27 protein-coding genes are annotated in these 22,473 nt (G+C 44.6%); all 27 read left to right on the top strand.

Annotated features, from left to right (window positions below; translation table 11 throughout):
• Nucleotides 1-236 precede the first annotated feature (236 nt).
• The 27 genes from BVG16_RS22425 to BVG16_RS22295 all read left to right on the top strand — a co-directional run bounded on the left by BVG16_RS22425 (nucleotide 237) and on the right by BVG16_RS22295 (nucleotide 22,458).
• Nucleotides 237-1,382 (top strand): 1-propanol dehydrogenase PduQ, encoded by a 1,146-nt coding sequence (locus BVG16_RS22425; RefSeq protein ID WP_078501418.1) that lies wholly within the window; start codon nucleotides 237-239, stop codon nucleotides 1,380-1,382.
• A gap of 169 nt (nucleotides 1,383-1,551) precedes the next feature.
• On the top strand, nucleotides 1,552-1,905 hold the full coding sequence (gene eutS, locus BVG16_RS22420; RefSeq protein ID WP_078501417.1) for an ethanolamine utilization microcompartment protein EutS: 354 nt from the start codon (nucleotides 1,552-1,554) through the stop codon (nucleotides 1,903-1,905).
• A 12-nt stretch (nucleotides 1,906-1,917) separates the two neighbouring features.
• Nucleotides 1,918-2,349, top strand: a complete 432-nt coding sequence (locus BVG16_RS22415; RefSeq protein ID WP_078501416.1) for a EutP/PduV family microcompartment system protein — start codon at nucleotides 1,918-1,920, stop codon at nucleotides 2,347-2,349.
• A 68-nt stretch (nucleotides 2,350-2,417) separates the two neighbouring features.
• Complete coding sequence (locus tag BVG16_RS22410; RefSeq protein WP_078501415.1) at nucleotides 2,418-2,990, top strand: ANTAR domain-containing response regulator; 573 nt, start codon at nucleotides 2,418-2,420, stop codon at nucleotides 2,988-2,990.
• On the top strand, nucleotides 2,983-4,407 hold the full coding sequence (locus BVG16_RS22405; RefSeq protein ID WP_078501414.1) for a sensor histidine kinase: 1,425 nt from the start codon (nucleotides 2,983-2,985) through the stop codon (nucleotides 4,405-4,407). The genes BVG16_RS22410 and BVG16_RS22405 overlap by 8 nt, the downstream gene beginning before the upstream one ends.
• A 132-nt stretch (nucleotides 4,408-4,539) precedes the next feature.
• Complete coding sequence (eutA, locus tag BVG16_RS22400; protein ID WP_078501413.1) at nucleotides 4,540-5,970, top strand: ethanolamine ammonia-lyase reactivating factor EutA; 1,431 nt, start codon at nucleotides 4,540-4,542, stop codon at nucleotides 5,968-5,970.
• A gap of 29 nt (nucleotides 5,971-5,999) precedes the next feature.
• Entirely contained in the window at nucleotides 6,000-7,364 is a 1,365-nt protein-coding gene (locus BVG16_RS22395) for an ethanolamine ammonia-lyase subunit EutB (RefSeq protein ID WP_078501412.1), read from the top strand.
• 18 nt (nucleotides 7,365-7,382) lie between these two features.
• On the top strand, nucleotides 7,383-8,291 hold the full coding sequence (gene eutC / locus BVG16_RS22390) for an ethanolamine ammonia-lyase subunit EutC (RefSeq protein WP_078501411.1): 909 nt from the start codon (nucleotides 7,383-7,385) through the stop codon (nucleotides 8,289-8,291).
• Nucleotides 8,292-8,309: 18 nt separating this feature from the next.
• Nucleotides 8,310-8,963, top strand: a complete 654-nt coding sequence (eutL, locus tag BVG16_RS22385; RefSeq protein WP_078501410.1) for an ethanolamine utilization microcompartment protein EutL — start codon at nucleotides 8,310-8,312, stop codon at nucleotides 8,961-8,963.
• A gap of 11 nt (nucleotides 8,964-8,974) precedes the next feature.
• Nucleotides 8,975-9,667 carry a BMC domain-containing protein gene (locus BVG16_RS33770; protein ID WP_078501409.1) on the top strand — a complete coding sequence of 231 codons (693 nt, stop codon included), beginning with the start codon at nucleotides 8,975-8,977 and terminating at the stop codon, nucleotides 9,665-9,667.
• Between the two features lie 26 nt (nucleotides 9,668-9,693).
• A complete protein-coding gene (locus BVG16_RS22375; protein ID WP_078501408.1) occupies nucleotides 9,694-11,157 on the top strand; it encodes an acetaldehyde dehydrogenase (acetylating) in 1,464 nt (487 codons plus the stop codon).
• A 48-nt stretch (nucleotides 11,158-11,205) separates the two neighbouring features.
• Complete coding sequence (locus BVG16_RS22370) at nucleotides 11,206-11,496, top strand: BMC domain-containing protein (protein ID WP_078501407.1); 291 nt, start codon at nucleotides 11,206-11,208, stop codon at nucleotides 11,494-11,496.
• Between the two features lie 128 nt (nucleotides 11,497-11,624).
• A complete protein-coding gene (locus BVG16_RS22365; RefSeq protein ID WP_078501406.1) occupies nucleotides 11,625-12,416 on the top strand; it encodes a cobalamin adenosyltransferase in 792 nt (263 codons plus the stop codon).
• Nucleotides 12,417-12,426: 10 nt separating this feature from the next.
• On the top strand, nucleotides 12,427-13,062 hold the full coding sequence (gene eutD / locus BVG16_RS22360) for an ethanolamine utilization phosphate acetyltransferase EutD (RefSeq protein ID WP_078501405.1): 636 nt from the start codon (nucleotides 12,427-12,429) through the stop codon (nucleotides 13,060-13,062).
• Nucleotides 13,063-13,080: 18 nt separating this feature from the next.
• Nucleotides 13,081-13,764, top strand: coding sequence for an ethanolamine utilization protein (locus BVG16_RS22355; protein ID WP_078501404.1), 684 nt, complete (start codon nucleotides 13,081-13,083; stop codon nucleotides 13,762-13,764).
• 12 nt (nucleotides 13,765-13,776) lie between these two features.
• Entirely contained in the window at nucleotides 13,777-14,049 is a 273-nt protein-coding gene (locus tag BVG16_RS22350) for a EutN/CcmL family microcompartment protein (RefSeq protein WP_078501403.1), read from the top strand.
• Complete coding sequence (locus BVG16_RS22345) at nucleotides 14,042-14,587, top strand: BMC domain-containing protein (RefSeq protein WP_078501402.1); 546 nt, start codon at nucleotides 14,042-14,044, stop codon at nucleotides 14,585-14,587. Before BVG16_RS22350 ends, BVG16_RS22345 begins: the two co-directional genes overlap by 8 nt.
• A gap of 19 nt (nucleotides 14,588-14,606) precedes the next feature.
• A complete protein-coding gene (gene eutH / locus BVG16_RS22340) occupies nucleotides 14,607-15,722 on the top strand; it encodes an ethanolamine utilization protein EutH (RefSeq protein ID WP_078501401.1) in 1,116 nt (371 codons plus the stop codon).
• Between the two features lie 264 nt (nucleotides 15,723-15,986).
• The gene (locus BVG16_RS22335; protein ID WP_078501400.1) at nucleotides 15,987-16,619 is read left to right on the top strand and encodes a hypothetical protein; all 633 of its coding nucleotides are present in this window, start codon (nucleotides 15,987-15,989) and stop codon (nucleotides 16,617-16,619) included.
• A gap of 338 nt (nucleotides 16,620-16,957) precedes the next feature.
• The gene (locus BVG16_RS22330) at nucleotides 16,958-17,455 is read left to right on the top strand and encodes a GNAT family N-acetyltransferase (protein ID WP_078501399.1); all 498 of its coding nucleotides are present in this window, start codon (nucleotides 16,958-16,960) and stop codon (nucleotides 17,453-17,455) included.
• An 81-nt stretch (nucleotides 17,456-17,536) separates the two neighbouring features.
• Nucleotides 17,537-18,088 (top strand): GNAT family N-acetyltransferase, encoded by a 552-nt coding sequence (locus BVG16_RS22325; protein WP_078501398.1) that lies wholly within the window; start codon nucleotides 17,537-17,539, stop codon nucleotides 18,086-18,088.
• A gap of 18 nt (nucleotides 18,089-18,106) precedes the next feature.
• Nucleotides 18,107-18,598: a GNAT family N-acetyltransferase gene (locus BVG16_RS22320; RefSeq protein WP_078501397.1), complete on the top strand. Its 492-nt coding sequence runs from the start codon at nucleotides 18,107-18,109 to the stop codon at nucleotides 18,596-18,598.
• A gap of 37 nt (nucleotides 18,599-18,635) precedes the next feature.
• Complete coding sequence (locus BVG16_RS22315; RefSeq protein ID WP_078501396.1) at nucleotides 18,636-18,986, top strand: VOC family protein; 351 nt, start codon at nucleotides 18,636-18,638, stop codon at nucleotides 18,984-18,986.
• A 291-nt stretch (nucleotides 18,987-19,277) separates the two neighbouring features.
• Nucleotides 19,278-19,988, top strand: coding sequence for an FAD-dependent thymidylate synthase (thyX, locus tag BVG16_RS22310; RefSeq protein ID WP_078501395.1), 711 nt, complete (start codon nucleotides 19,278-19,280; stop codon nucleotides 19,986-19,988).
• Between the two features lie 184 nt (nucleotides 19,989-20,172).
• Nucleotides 20,173-21,075 carry an alpha/beta fold hydrolase gene (locus BVG16_RS22305; RefSeq protein WP_078501394.1) on the top strand — a complete coding sequence of 301 codons (903 nt, stop codon included), beginning with the start codon at nucleotides 20,173-20,175 and terminating at the stop codon, nucleotides 21,073-21,075.
• Nucleotides 21,076-21,170: 95 nt separating this feature from the next.
• Nucleotides 21,171-21,758 (top strand): CDP-diacylglycerol--glycerol-3-phosphate 3-phosphatidyltransferase, encoded by a 588-nt coding sequence (gene pgsA, locus BVG16_RS22300; protein WP_078501393.1) that lies wholly within the window; start codon nucleotides 21,171-21,173, stop codon nucleotides 21,756-21,758.
• Nucleotides 21,759-21,930: 172 nt separating this feature from the next.
• Nucleotides 21,931-22,458, top strand: coding sequence for a sigma-70 family RNA polymerase sigma factor (locus tag BVG16_RS22295; RefSeq protein WP_078501392.1), 528 nt, complete (start codon nucleotides 21,931-21,933; stop codon nucleotides 22,456-22,458).
• The last annotated feature ends 15 nt before the right edge of the window (nucleotides 22,459-22,473 follow it).

Genomic DNA, 22,473 nt, shown 5'->3' with positions numbered 1-22,473 from the left:
TAACAGGAAAGTTCTTCAATGCCGAAGAATAGGATACACAATGATGTGTATCTTCTCTATATAAAATACAGTTGACGAGTATCCGGATAAAGGTGTACAGTGAGGGTAGTCAACTGCATAATAATAATAAGTTACACAATGCCGTGTACATATAACAAGCAAAGAGGCTTTTAAAGGAATTTATTCTTTTAAAAGTCTCTTTTTTTGTTGCCAATTACGACTTGGAGGTGCCATACATGGACAAAATTTCTTTTAAAACCGACATTTATTTGGGGCAAGGAGCACTGGATCGCTTACTAGAATGGCGAAACAAGCGGATCTTCATCGTTACGGATCCGTTCATGATGAAATCAGGGATGATCAATCTGTTGTTCGAAAGGCTGCATGAAAGCAATGAACAGTACGTTTTTAGTAACATCGTACCGGATCCTCCGGTTGAAGTTGTAACCGAAGGTGTCGAGGCGCTTGGAACGTTTCAGACCGACCTGATCATTGCTATCGGCGGAGGCTCCGCGATCGATGCGGCCAAGGCGATGAAGATTTTCGCGAAGAAAATCCTGAATCAGCAAGATATTCCGTTCGTAGCGATTCCAACAACCAGCGGGACCGGTTCTGAAGTAACGTCTTTCTCGGTCATCAGCGACAAAGCGAAAAACATCAAATATCCGCTTGTATCCGATGATATGCTGCCGGAGGAAGCGATTCTAGATCCTGAACTGGTGAAGAGTGTTCCGGATTTCATTACCGCCGATACAGGGATGGACGTGTTAACGCATGCGATTGAAGCGTTTGTGTCAACCAAAGCGAACGATATTTCCGATGCCTTGGCGGAGAAGGCGATAAAATTGGTGTTTGCTTATTTACCAAGAGCCTATAAGAACGGGGCCGATCTTGAAGCGCGCGAAAAAATGCATAATGCTTCGTGCATGGCAGGAATGGCGTTCAACATCACTTCGCTCGGGCTTAACCATGGCATTGCGCATGTGGCAGGAGCCAAATTTAAGATTGCCCATGGGCGTATGAACTCGCTGCTATTGCCGCATGTGATCGAATTTAATGCGGATTATAAGCCGGGATATGGTAAAGAGGAGTATAATGCAACGGCTGCAAGATATGCTGATATTGCGAAGATCCTAGGTCTGCCGGCTTCAAATGCGCGGAGTGGTGTACGCAGCCTGGTGCAGGCAATTAAGCAGCTTCAGAAACAATTGAACATGCCGGAAACGCTGCGGGACTGCGGCGTAGATAAGAACATCTTAGAAGAGATGAGAGCGGCAATTGCCGAGGGAGCGCTGCGTGATGGTTGTACCGCTACCAATCCGCGTGTTCCAACCGAAGCGGATGTTATCGAAATATTGAACAAAATGTTTCAATTAGGTTAACTGTATTGACGAATCATGTAGATATAAATATAATGAAGCTAACACAACGGCGTGTTGATGAATAGTTAAAGCGAAGAGGCTTCTTAAAAATTCCACGTGAACTTTTAAGGGGTCTTTATATTTTTTTTCAGCTATTTTACGTTTTTTTCATAAGATGGGATGATGTTTTATGGACCAACAATACGAAAAACAACGCGTCATTCAAGAGTATGTACCTGGGAAGCAGGTAACGCTAGCGCACATTATTGCGAACCCCAATCAGGATATTTACAAGAAGTTGGGACTGGGCGCTGATGCAAAAGATGCTATTGGCATTATGACCATTACGCCAAGCGAAGCTTCCATTATTGGGGCAGACATCGCGACAAAAGCGGCGGGTGTACAGATTGGTTTTGTAGATCGCTTCAGCGGCTCCCTTGTCGTTACGGGGGATGTATCTTCTGTAGAATCCGCCATTAGCGAAGTACTGCTTGGCTTGCAGAACATTCTCGGATTTTCGGCAGCGAAGATTACGAGAACATAGGGGAAAGATACTATGAAAAAAATAATATTTGCCGGCAGTACCGGCTCAGGCAAGACTACGTTGTGCCAAAGGTTGCACGGTCAGGAAATTGCCTACAAAAAGACGCAAGCCATCGAGAATTTCGATCAAGCCATTGATACGCCGGGAGAATGCATCGAGAACCGTTATTTGTACAAGATGCTGATGGTCACGAGCGTTGATGCAGATGTGATCGGGCTTGTGCAAGATTGCACGAAGGAAGAAAGTTATTTTCCTCCAGCTTTCGCGACGATGTTCGCCAAACCAGTCATTGGGATTGTAACCAAGGTGGAACTCGCCCAAGTCGATGAAAACATCACGCGAGCGAGAGAGTATTTACAAGCAGCTGGTGTAGAACGCATTTTTGAGGTTTCTTCCATGGAAAATGTAGGACTAACAGAGCTGCAGGGCTATTTGGAAGGTTAGATATACGTGATTTGGTAGAGTTTTCACAAGATACATGCAAAAATCGCAGACAATGAGGTGCATGACACATGAATGGAAAAATTGTAATAGTCGATGACGAACCTATTACAAGAATGGATATTCGTGAGATGCTTGAAGAAGCGGACTACAAAGTAGTAGGTGAAGCTTCAGATGGTTTTGAGGCCATCGAGTTATGTAAGAAGCACCTGCCTGACTTGGTTATCATGGATATTCAAATGCCTATCTTGGATGGGTTGAAGGCGGGTAAACGAATCATTTCAGAGCAACTGGCTGGCGGAGTTATTCTTTTAACCGCTTTCAGTGACAAACAGACGATTGAAAAAGCATCCTCTATTGGTGCGATTGGTTATCTGGTGAAACCGCTCGACGAAAAATCGTTGATACCTATGGTGGAAGTAACGATTGCCAAAGGCAAGGAAATACGTAAGTTGGAACAAAACTTTTCGAAGCTGACTCAAAAGATGGAAGAACGAAAAGCGGTTGAGAAAGCGAAAGGGATCTTGATGAAGGAAAACGGCTGCACCGAAGAGGAGGCCTATCAGACCCTACGCAAACTTAGTATGGATCGACGGTGTCCGATGATGGAAATCGCAACAACAATCGTCGTGTCCTATGATTAATTACAAAGGCAAGATTGCACGTTTGTGCAAACAGCATACGACGTTGGCTGAAGCGGATATCGTGCGGCTGACCGAAATTGCCGAATCCTTTGAAATGTCTAAAGGCCAGGATGATGTGTTCATCGATGTGCTATCCAGTGTGGTTAATGAGGCTGTCGTGGTGTATCATTACCGTCCGAGCTCGGACAAATCGCTTTATCGGCGGTCGGTCTGCGGAGAGCGGGCTCTGCGCGAGAACGAACCCGGCGTGCTAAGAACGCTGGAGACGGGAATCATGTCACAGGGGCTTGTCGCCAAAACGCAAGAAAACCATCTCGTCCGACAAACCGTGTATCCGATCAAAAATCAAGAGGGTATCATTGCGGTAATCATCTATGAAAAAGATGTAAGCGCCAATATTCAAGCTCACTTCGATGTGACCAGCACAGAATATGAAGATGGCGAGATATCTTCAACGTTGACCGCTATGCTGCGATTCAATGATACCATTATTAATCAGCTGGAGGATGCAGTCCTTATCTTCGACAAGTACGGATTCGTAAGGCTGAAGAACAAGAAGGCAGATGCTTATTACAGGCAGCTTGGTTATTTGGAAGATATTCAGGGGCTGCACTATGACAACCTGTCGCTGGATCAGACGACTTTCTCGGGCGTGATCAAGGAGTACTCTACGTCCCCTTCCTGTTCCTTGAGGACAGATGTGAAGGTAGCCGGCTACTATTATCAGGTCAAACGGTTGTTTATTCAGGAGCGGGATTTTCGCGTAGGCGTCATCTTGCATGATGTGACGGAAATCAAAGACAAGGAAGCAGAAATTGTCTCCAAGTCGGTGGCCATCCGCGAAATCCATCACCGGGTGAAAAATAATTTGCAGACGGTGGCGTCGCTGCTTCGTATCCAGGGTAGGCAGAGTGAAAGCCCGGAAGCCAAAAAATGCTTGAACGAAAGCGTGAGCCGGGTGCTCGCCATCGCGGCTACGCATGAGTTGCTGTCTACGGAGATCGAAGCTCATGTGGATTTACTGGATGTCATTCGATTGATTGCTTCTAATATTCAACGATGTTTTGTCGATTGCAAAAGTATTAATATAGAAATCAAAGCAGCACAAAGCATTTATCTCGATAGCGATCGCACGGTAGCAATTGCGCTGATTGTGAATGAACTCTTGCAAAATTGTTATGAGCATGCCTTCGGTGACTGCTCCGACGGCAATATTACGGTACATGCGCTTCTTGAAGGCGGATTGGTTACCGTGGAAGTGACGGATGACGGGATCGGGTTTCCTGTAGAAGAATGTTCGCGCAACAGCTTGGGATTATCTATAGTTCGCAGCTATGTGAAGGACAAGCTCAAAGGGAAGCTTGCAATATCATCCAATCCGAGCGGGACAACCGTTACGTTTACCTTCAAAAAATAAATAATCGGGCTACAAAGAAGTAGTCATGTAAGCAATGAGGCTTAAGGTTATAAATTCCTGTAAATCGGGAGTTTACATAACTTTAAGCCTTTTTGTTTACATGAAAGTATTCATGGAGTGGAGGTGTGTGAAATGAACGAAGAACTACTTAGTGTTGGCATCGATATGGGGACATCTACGACCCAACTCGTGCTGTCCAAGTTGCATATTCAGAATATGGCTTCCTCTTTTTCGGTGCCGCGTCTCGTCATAACAGATAAAGAAGTGGTCTATCGAAGTGATATTTGCTTCACGCCCGTACTTGAGGATAACCGGATTGATGTTGGGGAAATCCAGACATTCGTGCAAGAGCAGTACCGCAAAGCCGGCATTCGCAAAGAAGAGATTCAAACAGGTGCCGTTATTATTACGGGTGAGACGGCTCGAAAAGATAACGCCAATGAAGTTCTGCTGTCGTTAAGCGGATTTGCCGGAGATTTTGTGGTTGCGACAGCCGGTCCAGACCTGGAAAGCATCATTGCTGCCAAAGGTGCCGGAGCCCATACGTACTCCAAGGAACATTCGACTTCCATTGTGAACATCGACATTGGAGGCGGTACGAGCAATTTGGCATTGTTCTCTAGCGGCGAATTACTGGATACAGGATGTCTCGACATTGGAGGTCGTCTGATTAGGGTAGATCAGGTGACACGAGAGATTACCTATATCGCACCTAAAATCAAACAGCTCATTGCGCGCAGAGATATTCCGTTGACACTCGGGCAGAAGGTAACACCGACCGATCTTGAGCCTATCCTTCAGGAAATGGTTGCGCTGCTCGAAGAGAGCGTCGGACTCCGACCGCCAGGCGACTTCTATGACATCATCGTCACGAACAAAGGGCTGAAGCTGGATCGCGCCATTCCGTGCATTTCCTTCTCCGGAGGGGTCGCTGACTACATTTACCAAGATTCAGTGGACGATGTTTTCCAGTTTGGAGATATCGGGATTTTGTTAGGAAGAGCCATTGCTTCGTCTTCCATGACGCAGCTCATGACGGTGGCAACAGCGGTGGAAACGATTCGAGCTACCGTCGTGGGTGCCGGTTCCCATACGACAGAGATCAGCGGGAGCACGATAACCTATACGGAGAAGAGCTTTCCGATCAAGAATATTCCGATTCTGAAGCTCTCAATGGCGGACGAATCGGGAAGCGCTGAGGTGCTAGCAAGCGCTATTTCTGACAAATTGAACTGGTTTAAGCTGAATAATGATTTGCAGAAAGTGGCGATTGCACTGGAAGGGAAAAAGAATCCCAGCTTCCAGGAGGTGCAGAAGTATGCCAATGGGCTACACAAAGGAATGGCAGAGTTGCTTGAAAAAGAGTATCCGCTCATCGTGATCGTTCGTCACGATATGGCCAAGGTGCTAGGACAGACGTTGTATGCACGGCTTGACTATAAGAAAGATGTTGTCTGCATCGATAGTGTGCACGTAGACAACGGCGACTATATTGACATCGGCAAGCCGATCGCGGGCGGTAAGGTATTGCCCGTCGTCATTAAAACGCTTGTATTTAACTAATAAAGTGGTGCTCGAAAGGAGGAGCTTTTGTGATTTTAAAAACCAAATTGTTTGGTCGAACCTATCAATTTCAGACGCTGATGGAAGTCATGGCAAAAGCAAATGAAGAAAAATCGGGGGACAAGCTTGCCGGACTGGCAGCTGAATCGTCTGAAGAGCGCGTAGCCGCTAAGGTGGTCCTGTCTCAGATTAAACTGTCAGATTTACGCAACAATCCAGCGGTTCCTTATGAACAGGATGAAGTTACTCGCATTATTCAAGATCAGGTCAATGAACTTATCTATAGTGAGATCAAAAACTGGACTGTTGAAGAGTTGCGCGAGTGGATTTTGGATGATAACACGACCGAATCGGACATCAAGCGCGTGTCCCGTGGACTTACCGCCGAGATGGTTGCGGCCGTGGCCAAGCTTATGTCCAATCTCGATCTGATGTATGGGGCAAGTAAGATCAGTATTACGGCAACTGCCAACACGACGATCGGTCGACGAGGTACATTATCGGCTCGTCTACAGCCGAATCACCCGACAGATGATCCTGATGGCATCATGGCTTCTCTGATGGAAGGCTTGACCTTTGGTATCGGGGATGCGGTACTCGGACTCAACCCGGTGGATGATTCCGTGGAAAGTGTCACGCGTGTCCTGAAACGGTTCGAAGAGTTCAGACAAAAATGGGAGATTCCAACACAAACTTGTGTCCTGGCGCATGTCACGACACAGATGGAAGCTGTGAAGCGGGGAGCGCCAACAGGCTTGATTTTCCAATCGATCGCAGGCTCACAGAAGGGGAATGAAGCCTTTGGATTCAATGCTGCCACGATCGCGGAAGCTCAGCAGCTCGTGCTGCAATACGGACAGGTAGCAGGTCCTGATGTCATGTATTTCGAGACGGGTCAAGGCTCCGAATTGTCTTCCGAAGCCCATCACGGGATCGACCAAGTAACGATGGAAGCACGTTGCTACGGATTTGCTAAGAAATATAACCCGTTCCTCGTGAATACCGTGGTTGGTTTCATCGGTCCTGAGTATCTGTATGATGCGAAGCAAGTGGTTCGTGCCGGATTGGAAGATCATTTCATGGGTAAATTATCGGGCATTTCCATGGGATGCGACGCTTGTTACACCAATCATATGAAAGCTGACCAGAACGATCTGGAAAATCTGGCGGTATTGCTGTCCACAGCAGGATGCAACTTCTTCATGGGTATTCCACATGGCGACGATGTCATGTTGAATTATCAAACGACTGGATATCACGAGACTGCAACGCTGCGTGAATTGTTGGGTCTTCGTCCGATTCGGGAGTTCGAACAATGGATGGAGAAAATGGGATTCATTGAAAATGGCAAGTTGACTAAAAAAGCCGGAGACGCATCTGTGTTTCTCAAGTAAGGAAGGGAGGAAGCTCATATGGAAGAGAAAGACCTGAAATCGATGATTGAATCCATTCTCATGGAGATGGTAGGAAACAAATCAGAGGAAGCAACGGAGTCGGTTCTTACCGAGCCTGCCCAGACGAATCGGCCTACGGAACCAGAAGTAGTAGAGGATAGCGGCGAATGTCTGGATGACATTACGGAGGTTGATCTTCGCAAGCTGTTGCTAGTTCCGGATCCCGAGGATCGCGAAGGTTATCTGAAAATGAAAGAAAAGACACCGGCTCGGCTTGGGGTGTGGCGTGCAGGACCGCGCTATAAAACATTTACGTCACTGCGTTTCCGTGCTGACCATGCTGCTGCGCAGGATGCCGTGTTCTCTTACGTGTCCGAGGATTTTGTAAAAGAAATGAATTTGGTGGCGGTAGAGACGATGTGCCGTGACAAGGATGAATACATTACACGCCCAGACCTGGGTCGTCAATTCTCCTCTGACACGATCGAATATATGAAGAAGCATACCACCAATAAGGCTAAGGTGCAGATCATGGTCGGAGATGGATTAAGCTCCGCCGCCATTGAAGCCAATCTACGCGATATCGTGCCGGCCATTGCACAAGGACTTAAGATGTACGGCATTGAGGTTGGAAATATTTTGTTCGTCAAGCATTGCCGCGTTCCTTCCATGGATATGGTCGGAGAAGCAACAGAAGCAGATGTTGTCTGTCTATTGGTAGGAGAACGGCCGGGTCTTGTCACGGCTGAATCGATGAGTGCTTATATCGCTTACAAGCCTACTGTAGGGATGCCGGAAGCGAGACGGACGGTTATTTCCAACATTCACTCCGGCGGAACGCCAGCGGTTGAAGCGGGAGCACATATCGCTGAGTTGATTAAGACGATGATTGACCGAAAAGCATCGGGTATTGATTTGAAACTATAGGAACGCAAGGAGGCCCGTATGAGAAACGAACCGATTCATGCAAACGTATTGGGCGTAAAGCTCATTTCCAATGTAAGTCCGGATATGGCGGCGAAGCTGGATCTAAAACCGCACCATAAAAGCTTGGGAATCATTACTGCTGACTGTGATGATGTCACCTATACAGCTCTGGACGAAGCTACCAAAATGGTTGACGTGGATGTTGTGTACGCAAGAAGTATGTATGCCGGAGCAGGCAATGCTTCCACAAAATTGGCGGGTGAAGTTATCGGGATTTTGGCCGGGCCAAACCCCGCGGATGTACGCAGCGGACTAAATGCAGCTGTGGATTACATCGAGAACGGAGCGCATTTTGTAAGTGCCAATGAAGATAACAGCATCACTTATTTTGCTCATTGTGTCTCTCGTTCAGGCAGTTATTTGTCTCAGACGGCAGGCATCAGAGAAGGAGAAGCGCTTGCCTATCTCATTGCCCCGCCACTTGAAGCGATGTATGCGCTGGATTCTGCATTAAAGGCTGCCGATGTTACCGTTGCCGCGTTCTTTGGCCCACCATCTGAAACGAACTTTGCCGGCGCCTTATTGACGGGCAGCCAGTCTGCTTGCCAGGCTGCATGTGATGCATTTGCCGATGCCGTACAATTCGTCGCAGATAACCCGACGAGTTATTAAGGTAGATGGCTATGAAAAATAAAGCGTTAGGCCTTGTTGAAGTTAAAGGGTATCTGGGGGCAATTGCCGCAGCAGATGCTGCCTTGAAGACGGCAAGTGTTACATGTGTTGGCCTGGAAATCATTAACGGCGGATTAGTCACCGTCAAAATAACAGGCGATGTTGGCGCGGTGCAGGCTGCTGTGGAGGCGGGTGCAGAAACAGCAGCACAGATGAACGTTCTGTGGGCTCGTCACGTGATTGCCAGAGTGCACGAGGAGACGGCGTCTATCGTGAACAATTCGATGAACGATGACGTTGAAGCAGAAGCAGAAGAAACCGCAGAAGAAACAGCAGAAGCAGCAGAAGTGGCGGTACCAAAAGACTCCTATGGCGCGAATGCAGATAGCGTTGATGTGAAAGACGATGCTATAGAAGTGGAAGCTGATTCTGTAGAAGAGAAAGCTGACGCTGTATGCAAAGAAAAAGATACAGCGAAGTCCGATGTTGGAGAAATCAGCGTCGATCAGCCTGTGGCTGACGTATCCGAGATGCCTGTGCAAGCCGTTAACAAAAGCACCAGTCAAATCATAGCCTTTGATTTGCCGAAGGAGCAGGCCCAGGAACAGGCAGGATCGCCGAATGCAACATCTGGCATGAAAAGCAGGAAACCTGTTGCCAAACCAACAAATCGCACCTCGAATACCAAAAAAGCACGTATGTAAAAACATAATGGAGAGAAGGAGTATAGATGGAAGCATTGGATAAAGACCTAAGATCCATTCAAGAAGTCCGTAACCTGATTAAAAATGCAAAAGAGGCACAAGCCAAACTAGCAGAGATGTCGCAGGAACAAATCGATAAGATTGTCAAAGCGATTGCCGATGCGGGTTACGAACATCGCGAAAAGCTAGCGAAAATGGCCAATGAAGAAACGGGATTTGGTCGCTGGCAGGATAAAATCATCAAAAATGCATTTGCTTCAAAGCAAGTATATGAATCAATGAAGGATATGAAAACTGTTGGCGTCCTAAAGGAAGACAAAGTCAACAAAATTATGGAAGTAGCTGTTCCAGTCGGTGTCGTTGCTGGATTGATTCCATCGACGAACCCGACATCAACCGTTATCTATAAAACGTTGATTGCGCTCAAGACAGGGAACAGCATCGTATTTTCCCCGCATCCGAATGCTTTGAAAAGCATCTTGGAGACGGTGAAGGTCATCAATGAAGCAGCAAAACAAGCAGGATGCCCGGATGGAGCTATTGCTGTGATGACCGTTCCGACCATTCAAGGAACCGACCAATTAATGAAGCATAAAGATGTGGCTTTGATCCTAGCAACTGGCGGAACGGCAATGGTTAAAGCTGCGTATTCATCCGGTACACCAGCAATTGGTGTAGGCCCCGGTAATGGTCCGGCCTTCATTGAGAAGAGTGCTAATATTCCATTGTCGGTCAAACGGATCATGGATTCCAAAACATTCGACAATGGCACCATCTGCGCTTCAGAACAATCGGTTGTCGTAGAAGCGTGCAGCAAGGACGCGGTCGTTGCTGAGTTCAAAAAACAAGGCGGATATTTCTTGTCTACGGAAGAAGCTGCACAACTAGGCAAATTCATCATGCGGGCTAACGGCACGATGAATCCGCAAATTGTGGGAAAAAGCGTGGATCACATTGCAAAGCTGGCTAATCTCCAAATTCCAGCGGGCACGCGCGTATTATTGGCCGAAGAGACTCGTGTTGGTCATAACGTACCTTATTCTCGTGAGAAACTAGCCCCTATCTTAGCGTTCTATACCGAAGATAGCTGGGAAGCGGCTTGTGAACGGTGTATCGAGATTCTGAATGGTGAAGGCGCAGGGCATACCATGGTCATTCACTCTGAAAATGAAGAAATCGTTCGTCAGTTCGCATTGAAGAAGCCGGTATCCCGTCTGTTGGTGAACACATCCGGCACATTGGGTGGCATCGGCGCAACAACTGCGCTGGTTCCTGCATTGACGCTTGGTTGTGGCGCAGTAGGTGGCAGCTCGACATCCGACAACATTAGCCCGCTCAATTTGATGAATATCAGAAGAGTGGCTTATGGCTTGAAGGAACTGGAAGATTTAGTAGAACAAGCACCGCAAACAAAAGAAGAAGTGATCGATCCTGCCAATGCAGAGCAATTGATCAACATGATTGTCAAAAGAATTTTAGCAGAAATGTAAAAAACGTTTACCCCCAAAAATTAACATATACCTAGGAGGAATTTTACAATGGCAAACGCAAACGCATTAGGAATGGTAGAAACAAAAGGTTTAGTTGGAGCAATCGAAGCAGCAGACGCAATGGTGAAAGCAGCAAACGTTACATTAATCGGCAAGGAGCAAATCGGTGCTGGTCTTGTAACAGTTATGGTTCGCGGCGACGTAGGTGCTGTAAAAGCGGCAACAGACGCAGGTGCGGCAGCGGCAGAGCGCGTGGGTGAATTGCTATCTGTGCATGTGATCCCAAGACCACATTCAGAAGTAGATGCAATTCTTCCTAAGACAAAATCAGCTGAATAATAACATTCAGGGCAGAGATTAAGGACAAGATGGATGCGGCGTGTACCGCATCCATCTCACTGTCCGTCGATTAGGTGCATGTTGCAGAGAGGCTCGGATCATTCCCGAGGGTAGAAGGATGTGAAAACATGGCTGTAATCACTGAAAACGAATTACGCAAACAGTTCAGAAATCAAGAACTGAAAGATATAAAGGTATACGAAGTTCCTAAAGGAGTGATTCTGACTCCGTCGGCCAAAAGCTTCTTGAACGATCATAAGATTGAGCTTCGTTATCTGGTAGCACCTGATGCTCCGACACCTGAAAAGGAAGTTAAGCTTCAAATTACCAAAAATTTGGACAGTGAGCAGGAACCCGTAGAAGGAAAAAAACGTTATCGCACGATGTACGGCGGTTTTTTAGAGAACAAGCCAGAGCACATGACCCATTTATATGGCAACATGCTTGTTTTTAAAGATCATCCACGAATTATTTTTCGTGGCAAGTTGGATTCGTTGGAAACGAAAATTTTGGAGGCGCAGATTAGCTGCTCCAAGCTGAATATGGCCAAGTTGGTCGATGATTTGGAAGAGATCTTATTGTTTGTTCGGAAAATCGTACGCTGTGAAGTACTCAGTGAAAGCATAGACGATTTTCATTTGCTAGGGATGTCGCCTAAGGAATTGCGCGAACAATCCCATTTTCCCAAGAAGTATTTTGGATTGGAACATTTTCAACCCAGCTATGATATGGGCGAAGCGGTTGTTGTCATAAATGCGTTGCGCACATCGACGAGAGAAACGGAATTATTAGCTTACCAAGCCTTTAAAAAGGAACATGGCAGCGTGGAGCGTGAAGATATCATCCAGACGCTCAACCGTCTCTCATCGTTATTCTGGATCATCATGTTTCGAATTCGTGTAGGACACTACAACTCATGAGGTGAAGAAATTGGATAATCAACTACTAGAAAACATCGTGAATGAAGTGATAAAACGCGTGCAAGAAGAGACGTACATTGAAATCGAAGCGTCAGGCAAGCATGTTCACTTGAATCGTGAAGCCATTGATGCCTTGTTCGGAACAGGGTACCAATTAACGAAAGCACGCGATCTATCCCAGCCAGGACAATACGCATGTAAGGAGCGCGTCACGCTGATCGGCCCTAAAGGCTCATTGCACAATGTCGTTATACTCGGACCGGAACGCAAGGAATCGCAGGTTGAAGTTTCGCATTCGGATGCCGTCGTACTAGGTGTACCCGTGCCGGTGAGAGAAAGCGGGAAAGTGGATGGAACCCCAGGTATCGTGATCGCATCCGGTTCCCATATGATTCGATTGGATCAAGGTCTGATCGCGGCACAACGCCATATCCACGTGAAGACAGAAGACGCGGAGAAATATGGTCTGGTGAATGGCGAAATCGTACAAGTCAAGGTCATGAGTAATCGGTCGCTAATCTTTGACGACGTAATGGTACGGGTCAGCCCGAACTACGAAACGTATATGCATATCGATTATGACGAAGCCAATGCTTGCGGATTTGTGAAAGGTACGAAGGGTAAAATTTTGAAAAAGAGTATCTAGGTCTAGGAGTGTGAAAAAATGAACATGGAAGGTCTAGATAAGGAAGCATTCATTCAGATGATGACGGAGGAAATCTATAAGCGATTGCAGCAGCGTCAGGCAGCTCAAACGACGCCCACTGTCAAACAGCAAGCGATTCTTCTATCAGCGGAGCCCATGCCTGAACTGGCGAATATCCTGAACGAACATTATGACGTGCAGTATTACGATGAGAGCATCAGAGACTGCGAGCTCATTGTTGTTCCGAAGATATGCATTCAGCTGTTAGCCAATCTGGCCAACGGCATAAGTGCGGGCCATCGGGAACGTTTCCTTTTGACGATGCTTCTAAAAGGTAAAAAGGTTGTCGTTTTGGAGGAAGGTTTGGTCTTCAAGAAATATAAGTCTACAGCGCCTGTCATGCTGTACAAGCAGTATGAAGGATATGTGGACAAACTCCGCAGCTTCGGCATTCGATTGGTCTCAACCATGGATCTACTTCTAGCTTGTCTGGACAAGGAAGAGGCGGCAGATGTTCATGTGGAATCCACACCGGCTGCCGCTGGATTAGAAGTTCTGTCTCAGAAAGTGATTACGGAAGCCGAGATGAAAAAATACCACTTCCGCAACATCAGAGAGATTGTGGTTAATCGGAACAGTATTATTACTCCGCTTGCACAGGATTATATAAGAATGCAGCAGATGCATGTACACAGAAGATAATGAGGTGAGCTTATGATCGTAGGAGAAGTTGTGGGTAGCTTATGGGCGACCCGTAAAGACAAGAAGCTAAACGGACTTACCTTTCTGGTCGTGAAACCGTTCTCATATGATAACCAAAATCAACGAGAATACTTTGTTGCCGTGGATAATGCGGGAGCAGGGATTGGCGACACCGTTCTCGTCACGAAGGGGAGCGCTGCAAGAATATCGCTAGCAAATGCAGACGCGCCTGTTGACGCTGTTATCGTGGGCATCGTTGACTCGCTCGAGATCGATCATGAATAGCGCGATCGGTGTCGTCGAACTACGGAGCATCAGCAAAGGATATGAAACCGCCGATCGTATGCTGAAAATCTCATCTGTGCAGGTGCATCATCTGAAGCCCATTTGTCCAGGGAAGTTTTTGATTATCATCAGCGGGAATACCGCGGACGTTCAGGAAGCGATGGACTTCGTGAAGACAGAAGCGAACGAGTTCAGAATCAGTGATTTTGTACTGCATGGTGTTCATTCGGAGATCGTTGATGCGTTGAAAAAGCGCTATTCCTTACAGCCTGTAGAAGCAATTGGAATACTGGAAACATCTACGGTATCTTCTGGTATTTTTGCATTAAACAACGCCTTGAAACAAAGCGATATCCATGTCAAAAGAATGAACCTCGGCATGGCGATTGGCGGGAAATTCCTCGCCGTGTTTACAGGGACAGTCAGCGACGTGGAGCATGGGATGAAGGTGATTTTATCTTCCATGGATGATAAACGAATTGTTCATTATTCCGTGATACCATCCCCAGCTGAAGAAATAATAAACCACTTCAAATGAGAATGGAGTTGCATCACATATGGAAATCAATGAAATTATCATTTACATCATGGTTATTTTCATGGTTTTGGGTGCCATCGATAAATGCATTGGGTATAAATTTGGATTAGGTCATCAATTTGATGAAGGGATTATGGCCATGGGGTCGCTAACACTGGCGATGGTAGGGATTATTTCGCTATCCCCTGTATTGGCCAAGCTGTTAAGTCCCGTTGTCGTCCCATTATATACCGCGTTAGGAGCGGACCCGGCGATGTTTGCGACGACGCTGTTAGCGAACGATATGGGTGGATTTTCACTTGCACAAGAGTTAGCTAATAGTCCAGATGCAGGTATGTTTGCCGGAGTTATCCTAGGCGCTATGTTGGGTCCGACTATCGTGTTTATCATTCCGGTTGCACTCGGCATCATCAAGAAAGAAGATCATAAATTTATGGCGACAGGCGTGCTTGCTGGTATCGTCACGATTCCGATTGGATGCTTGGTAGGGGGATTGGTTGCTGGTTACTCGATCACCATGATTTTGTCTAACCTCGTGCCGATCATCCTATTTGCTGCTCTAATCGTGCTTGGTTTATGGCGGTTTCCACAAGGCATGATCAAGGGCTTTACCATCTTCGGAAAGTTCATTGTTATGGTGGCAACGTTGGGACTCGCGGCTAGTATTGTACAGCAGCTTACAGACATCACGATCATTCCTGGCCTTGCTCCAATTGATGAAGGAATCAAGATTGTTGGAGATATTTCGATTGTGTTGGCTGGCGCCTTTGCGATGGTCTTCGTGATTACAAAAGTGTTCAACAAACCGTTGATGAAAATGGGTAAAATGCTAGGCATGAATGAGGTCGCAGCAGCGGGATTAGTAGCCACGCTAGCCAATGTTATTCCGATGTTCGGAATGATGAAAGATATGGATAGTCGTGGTAAAGTGATTAACGTCGCGTTTGCGGTATCTGCCGCATTTGTATTCGGGGATCACCTTGGATTTACAGCAGGGGTTGCCAAAGAAATGATTTTCCCGATGATTGTGGGGAAATTGGTTGGCGGCGTCACAGCAATATTCGTTGCTATATATCTGTCCAAAAAAATGATGGCAGAACCAAAGCAGGAAGCGCAGCAGAAGCAGAGCGCGTAAGAACAATTCGTAGTATATACTTTTAATGAAATCTCTATTTTTATCTCTCTCACAACTTCCATTAGGTCGGTCTCTTCGGAGACTGACCTCTTTTTTTTATATCTGAAATTAAGATACATTTCATACACCTATAAAGACCTTGGAAGGTATATTGGATTGGAAAGAATACAAAATAGTTAATGGCTGCTTTAAATAAAGTGAATAACCGAATAATAATATTTAGTATAATTGATTTCAAATCATGGTTAGTTGGAGGTTTTCACAGTGAGCCACATCAGAGGGATTATTCTAGAAGGGTATTCAAATGCTGGAAAAACGTCTGTTTTAAAAGCTCTAAAGCTACTTCAAGCACAAGACGAAACATCGGAGCGCAGTATCATTGTTCTTAGTGAACATTATTCCCAAGTATTAAACAATGTTCATGGCGAGTTTAAACGTTTGAATCGTAATGAACATCTTCAGTTATTGAAAGAACGGGTTAGCATGTTGCGTCAATTAAACGAATGGGCAACATATCTCGGTCCAGATGCATCTCGGGCATCGAGAGGATTATTTTTTATACTGGAAAGATTTCATTTGAATCACAGAGTGGCATTTCCCACAGAATCTTCCTATGAAATCGAATCTCTAGAAAATGAAATGCTAAACCTTGGGGCTAAATGTGTATTATTAACGGTATCTTCAGAGAACGTAGAGCAAAGAATGCAAAGTCGAACACCTCACGAATGGACGAACAAAACAGAAGAAGAAATCAGAAAGTCAGCAGATGAATTTATACATACCCAATCAGAACTACGTAAACAATCTAGTTTTTCTGTCCTTCCAACCATAGAAATAAGTACTGATAGTAAGAATTGGAGTGCCTATGCAAACGAAATAATGGATTTATTAGGCTAATCTCACGTGCATGTAGAATAGGAATGGACATGTAAGGATCGATCTGAAAGAACTTCAATTATTAAAGAGATTTAAAAATGAATCATGAAAAAATAGTATTGTTTGGGAATAGGGAGGATCGGATAAACCGTTTTTACCCTCCATTACTGAGTTGCAATTCGGATGAATGTCATTCGCGCTGCAGCTTTTTTGTTTTGTGAATAAAGTTAAAGCAGAAATGGAGGGACTGGGTTATAATACCATTTAAGAAACTTATTTGGAGAGGGAGTGTCCAAGCAAATTGGCAATAAGTATCCTTCTTCAGAATGAACACTCAAAAACAAAAGGATGAATTTTATATGAACTATTTTCCAGAAATAGAGACCCAAAGATTATTCCTTAGAGAACTGAATTTATCGGACTGTGAGTCGGTCTTTAGACACTTTTCTGACCCTGAAGTAACGCAGTTTATGGATATAGAGCCTTGCAAAGATATGAAAGAAGCAGAGGAAATCATTCAATTTCATATGGATGATTCGGGTTGTAGGTATGGCCTTTTCCATAGGACAAATGGTGAATTCGTTGGTACCTGTGGATTTCATTGTTGGGTGAAGGGGATCGATGCAAGAGCAGAAATTGGTTTTGATTTATCTCGTAGATACTGGGGACTCGGATTGATGCAAGAGGCTTTAACGGAGATGATTAAAATTGGTTTTGATGTGATGGAAATTAATCTCGTAGAAGCGACAGTTGAACAAGATAACGTCCGATCGCAACAGCTGCTCAATAAGATGGGTTTTTCACGTGAAGAAGAATTAAGAGACAATCTAGTCTATTACACCTTAAGAAGAAAGTAGTAGTGAAATAGAGTAACGATCAAGAATCAGGACATAATCCACAATTCAGCTAACCATCGTTTACAAAGGGAGGACAAACCTATGTCTAATTATCCAGTACTTGAAACAGAAAGATTGATACTCCGTCAATTACGAATCGAAGATACCGATGATCTTTATCATTACTTTTCAAAAGATGAGGTAACAAAGTTTTATGATTTACAGAGTTTCACAGATCCGAAACAAGCAGAAGCTCTAATTCATAATTGGAATGAAAAATTTGAAACACAACGTGGGATAAGATGGGGAATCACGTTTAAACCCTCCGACCGGATTATTGGGACATGTGGATTTCATAATTGGTCAAAGAAACATTTCAAAGCTGAGATTGGATATGAATTAACACCTGAATATTGGCGTGAGGGAATCATGACCGAGGTGTTACATTCTGTAATTAAATATGGGTTTCAAGAGCTTGGATTAAACCGAATTGAGGCACTCATTGATTCGGATAACATTAGTTCACGCAAGGTGTTGGAAAAATCGAGATTTAATTATGAAGGGTTATTAAAAGATTATTTTTATGAGAAGGAAAGTTTTGTAGATGCTGCTATTTTTTCGATCATAAAGACCGATTATTTGAAGTTCGATTAATTTTTGGGAGGTATGGATATGGAGGTATATGAAGACTTAGAATTCCAACCCATCTTTGAAGAAGATATCGAGCAATTAACGGAGATCATGACACGTGCCTTTGATCAAGATACGAAACAATTTCTTGGCTTGGAAAAAGGAGGACCTGAAGGATACGATACAGGGGAATTCCTTCGAAAATGGGCATTAGATTCACAAGCGCAATCCTATAAAGTCTTGCTAAATGGTAAGTTAATGGGTTCCGTCATTGTATGGATCAACGAAAATAACGAGAATTTCCTTGGGAATTTATATGTGGATCCCATCGAACATAATCAAGGGATAGGCCTGAAAATATGGAGATTTATCGAGCTGAAGTACCCGAATACAAAAAAATGGATCACTGAAACCCCAGGGTATTCCAAAAGAAATCATCATTTTTATGTCAATAAATGTGGATTTAAAATTGTTAAGATCCGAGACCCTAGGAATTTGCAAAATGAATGTTACGTTTTAGAAAAAGAAATGTAAGCATGAAAAATGATTTCTGTAGAATTGGAGGTTTGGGATGAAAGTTAAACGTATCGTCACGAACATCGAAACTCCTGAAGTTATGGCAGCGAAGAGATTCTACCATGATGTGCTCGGTCTTGAGTTACTAATGGATCAAGGTTGGATTGCAACATATGGATCACATGAAGAAATGAGCATACAAATAAGCTTTGCGTCACAAGGGGGCTCAGATACGCCAACACCTGATATATCCATTGAAGTCGACAATGTCGATGAAGCGTTGGAACGAATGAAGAGTGCTGGTATTCCGATCGAATATGGGCCGGTAAATGAGGCGTGGGGAGTTCGTAGGTTTTATGTACGTGATCCTTTTGGGAAGCTAATCAATATCCTAGCGCACGTCTAATAAGACAGCTTATCAATCATGAGTTCATGTTAGATGAAATTACGGGGTTTTAGATAAGAAATGGAGACCCCAAGTGAGGTGAATAGGGCATGTTTTTGATCGTGATATTACTCGGATTTTTCTTTGTTATCGGATATTTAAGGGCGATTTGGATTGTACTCGTGAAAATTCTCGATGAGCTGAAAAAGAAGGGCATAAGTTGATTCTTGCGGAGGTAAAGAGTAATTTCGAATCGAAAACTAGGGTTGATGAGGCAGAATGCTGAGGATCCATATCAAGGAGGATATTTGAATGACATTATATCAAGTGCTAGATAAAGGGTATGTAAGACTTGTAAACCATATGGGATCGGATTTGAGCGTCGTCAATGCCGCACGCGTTTCTTATGCCAAGGAATCCAATGAGCTTTCCGATAAAGATATTCGCCTTATTAAGTTCCTCGCTAGAGAGGGTCATACCTCACCTTTTAGACATGTCATGTTACAGTATGAAATCTACGCTCCGCTCATGGTAGCTCGACAATGGTGGAAGTATGTCATTGGTTCTGCGCATGCGGAAGGAACGGGAGATAGTCTTGAGGCATGGAATGAATCGAGTCGCAGATATATTACAGAGGAACCGACATTCTACATACCAAATTCAGACGAGTGGAGAAGCAAGCCAGAGAATTCGAAGCAAGGCAGCGGTGAAGTATTAGGAAATGAAGTGGGGACCCAACTGACTCAAGAATTGATAGAGTACATCGAGTTAGGGGTTCAAAAGTATGAATCGGCAATAGAAGCGGGATTGTGCGCGGAACAAGCAAGGCTCTTTTTACCTTCCTACGGCATGTATGTCAGATGGTATTGGACGGCATCATTGCAATCCGTATGCCATTTTCTAAATCAAAGACTAGAACATGATGCCCAGAAAGAAATACAAGATTATGCCAAAGCCATATTAGAATTAAGTAAACCATTGTATCCAGCCTCAATCCAAGAATTATTAGTGAAGCGGGATTAATTCACATAGAGGAATCGGGGTTCGTTAGTGCATGTAACACCTTCTATATAGGCGGAGGTTACGTCGAACCTGATATTATGACGCAGACAGATTATCGGCAACGAGGATTGGCTTTCTCACGAATTAATCGCCTATAAGAACCGGAACGTTTGCCTATCATAACCTGTAAATCAGGAGGAGTAGAATGGATACTAACGGGATTAAGACGCAGATCACCTCAAACTCAATGCACTTTAAAACCTTACAGAAACAGCTGAAATATCAATCGGCATACGACCAGAGTCTTTCGTTATGGCCAGTTCCCTATACGACTGAATATGTTCCCACTCGTTTTGGAGCAACTCATGTCGTGACATGTGGGCCTGAGGATGGAGAACCGATGGTTTTGTTACATGCGATGGGATTTAGTTCTACGGTCTGGCACCCCAATATTCAACCGCTAGCCCAGAAGTATAAAGTCTATGCCATTGATTTTATCGGAGACTTGAATAAAAGCGCACCCAGCATCTTGCCTGCGAATCGGGAAGCGTGCGCGGAATGGTTAGATGAAGTAACAAATGCGTTAGGAGTCTCATCTGCAGTCCTCGGCGGGATTTCTTATGGAGGATTTCTGGCCGTCAATTACGCAATTCATGCGCCACATAAAGTAAATAAGCTGTTTCTGCTTAGTCCTGCGTCCACGTTTGTGCCATTATACAATACATTCATTTATCGAATTATTGCGATGTCAGCGATCCCAATCAAGTGGCATGTCCTCCTATTTATCAAATGGTTATCCAAACATCAACTGAACAAGGCATTGGTAAACCAATTTCATGCTGCCTTCAAATATGGTACTCTTTCATTGAGAGTACCGCCTGGCGTTTACGGTGACGATGAATTCCACAAGCTAACGATGCCCATCCTTCTGCTCCTCGGGGATCAGGAAGTGATTAGTGACTACAATGCGGCATTTCAGCGCGCGACGCAATTAGGCATCGATTTGAAGGCGGAAGTGATTCCAGGAACAGGTCATCTGCTTAACCTAGAAAACCCAGACATTGTGAACATGAAAATTCAACAATTTTTGTGTGAAGAGCCCTTCTAATCACGATGGATTTTCGTTTAGACTTAAGTTTTGATATGCTATATGCAAGCCGAATTCTACGCGATGTGAAGGATTCATCAGAAAGGAGGAAGCCTATGAATTTAGCGAATAAAATCACGATCGTTCGTATATTATTCATTCCTCTTTTTATCATGCTGTTTCCGATCTATCCGGATTGGCTCATTGAGAAATCTACACTTGTTCAGCATCTACAATCTTACGGCATATATTATGCCTCGATTGTGTTTATACTCGCGTCAATCACGGATAAATTAGATGGTTATATTGCAAGGAAATATAATCAGATCACGAATCTTGGGAAGCTATTGGATCCATTAGCAGATAAATTATTGGTTACTTCAGCGCTAATCTTACTGGTCAATCAGCATTTCATCTATGCCTGGATCGCGTTCGTTATGATCGGTAGAGAAGTTGTGATCACGTACATTCGGGTTGTGGCCTCTTCACACAAGATTGCTTTACAAGCCGATCGATTCGGTAAAATTAAAATGGTGCTTCAAGTCGTTGCGATTGCAGCCGTCATGTTAAAGAATCGTCCCTTCAGTTACTTTACGCAGGTGCCTATCGATCAAATTCTGATGTACGCAGCTGTCATTGTGACGTTGTATTCAGGTTATAACTACATCAAAAACAATTATCGCATACTCAAATTTGATTCTTAATCCAGTGTATGGTGTTCAATATGATGAACGCCGCATGATGCTTGAACTTCCATTGAGGTTCCAGCCATCATGCGGCGTTTCATATTTTTTTAAAAAAATGATAGGCATGTGATACAAAACGAGAAGATCGTCCGTCTTACTTATAGCTGCAGCCGAAAGGAGGCTTTACCAAGTGAAAATTCCGGAATCCAACCCATTTCGAAGTATATTTTATGAACACTATCCCATCGTAAGGCGAAAATTAGTTGCGCTTGTTCGCGATGATGCAGCCGCAGATGATTTGGCACAGGATGTATTCCTTAAACTGTACCGTAATCCGCCTGATGATCCCGCTGCCGTTGGGGCATGGTTACACCGTGTACTTACACGCGTTGGATATGACTATATGGATAAGTTAGCAAGAGAACGCCGACTTCAGAATAAGCAGGAGCTCTATTTTGAAGGTGATGTGTTACTACAGTCGGGCGAGGAAGCTTTACTACGCAAGATGGATCAAGAAGAGGTTAGAGAATGGCTGGATACGTTGCCCGAAAGGGATCGGCAGGTGCTGTTACTCCGGTATTCCGGGTACAGTTATGCGGAAATTGCTCACGAGCTTAACGTGAGACCACCGGTGGTGGGGACATTGATTAGCCGAGCCACAGAGAAACTTAGACAAAGCGCGGTGAAGACGATGAGTCCATCCGAGATAAAATCATGAAGTAGGGGGATGAAG

Source organism: Paenibacillus selenitireducens, assembly GCF_002021565.1.
Classification (GTDB): domain Bacteria; phylum Bacillota; class Bacilli; order Paenibacillales; family Paenibacillaceae; genus Paenibacillus_K; species Paenibacillus_K selenitireducens.
Note: the sequence above shows the minus strand (reverse complement) of the source record. Positions and strands in the feature narration are given on the sequence as shown.

Excerpts from the sequence above, each read along its gene's own strand:
- BVG16_RS22425 (WP_078501418.1), top strand. The coding sequence starts at position 237 with ATGGACAAAATTTCTTTTAAAACCGACATTTATTTGGGGCAAGGAGCA.
- eutS (WP_078501417.1), top strand. The coding sequence starts at position 1,552 with ATGGACCAACAATACGAAAAACAACGCGTCATTCAAGAGTATGTACCT.
- BVG16_RS22415 (WP_078501416.1), top strand. The coding sequence starts at position 1,918 with ATGAAAAAAATAATATTTGCCGGCAGTACCGGCTCAGGCAAGACTACG.
- BVG16_RS22410 (WP_078501415.1), top strand. The coding sequence starts at position 2,418 with ATGAATGGAAAAATTGTAATAGTCGATGACGAACCTATTACAAGAATG.
- BVG16_RS22405 (WP_078501414.1), top strand. The coding sequence starts at position 2,983 with ATGATTAATTACAAAGGCAAGATTGCACGTTTGTGCAAACAGCATACG.
- eutA (WP_078501413.1), top strand. The coding sequence starts at position 4,540 with ATGAACGAAGAACTACTTAGTGTTGGCATCGATATGGGGACATCTACG.
- eutC (WP_078501411.1), top strand. The coding sequence starts at position 7,383 with ATGGAAGAGAAAGACCTGAAATCGATGATTGAATCCATTCTCATGGAG.
- eutL (WP_078501410.1), top strand. The coding sequence starts at position 8,310 with ATGAGAAACGAACCGATTCATGCAAACGTATTGGGCGTAAAGCTCATT.
- BVG16_RS33770 (WP_078501409.1), top strand. The coding sequence starts at position 8,975 with ATGAAAAATAAAGCGTTAGGCCTTGTTGAAGTTAAAGGGTATCTGGGG.
- BVG16_RS22375 (WP_078501408.1), top strand. The coding sequence starts at position 9,694 with ATGGAAGCATTGGATAAAGACCTAAGATCCATTCAAGAAGTCCGTAAC.
- BVG16_RS22370 (WP_078501407.1), top strand. The coding sequence starts at position 11,206 with ATGGCAAACGCAAACGCATTAGGAATGGTAGAAACAAAAGGTTTAGTT.
- BVG16_RS22365 (WP_078501406.1), top strand. The coding sequence starts at position 11,625 with ATGGCTGTAATCACTGAAAACGAATTACGCAAACAGTTCAGAAATCAA.
- BVG16_RS22355 (WP_078501404.1), top strand. The coding sequence starts at position 13,081 with ATGAACATGGAAGGTCTAGATAAGGAAGCATTCATTCAGATGATGACG.
- BVG16_RS22350 (WP_078501403.1), top strand. The coding sequence starts at position 13,777 with ATGATCGTAGGAGAAGTTGTGGGTAGCTTATGGGCGACCCGTAAAGAC.
- BVG16_RS22345 (WP_078501402.1), top strand. The coding sequence starts at position 14,042 with ATGAATAGCGCGATCGGTGTCGTCGAACTACGGAGCATCAGCAAAGGA.
- eutH (WP_078501401.1), top strand. The coding sequence starts at position 14,607 with ATGGAAATCAATGAAATTATCATTTACATCATGGTTATTTTCATGGTT.
- BVG16_RS22330 (WP_078501399.1), top strand. The coding sequence starts at position 16,958 with ATGAACTATTTTCCAGAAATAGAGACCCAAAGATTATTCCTTAGAGAA.
- BVG16_RS22325 (WP_078501398.1), top strand. The coding sequence starts at position 17,537 with ATGTCTAATTATCCAGTACTTGAAACAGAAAGATTGATACTCCGTCAA.
- BVG16_RS22320 (WP_078501397.1), top strand. The coding sequence starts at position 18,107 with ATGGAGGTATATGAAGACTTAGAATTCCAACCCATCTTTGAAGAAGAT.
- BVG16_RS22315 (WP_078501396.1), top strand. The coding sequence starts at position 18,636 with ATGAAAGTTAAACGTATCGTCACGAACATCGAAACTCCTGAAGTTATG.
- thyX (WP_078501395.1), top strand. The coding sequence starts at position 19,278 with ATGACATTATATCAAGTGCTAGATAAAGGGTATGTAAGACTTGTAAAC.
- BVG16_RS22305 (WP_078501394.1), top strand. The coding sequence starts at position 20,173 with ATGGATACTAACGGGATTAAGACGCAGATCACCTCAAACTCAATGCAC.
- pgsA (WP_078501393.1), top strand. The coding sequence starts at position 21,171 with ATGAATTTAGCGAATAAAATCACGATCGTTCGTATATTATTCATTCCT.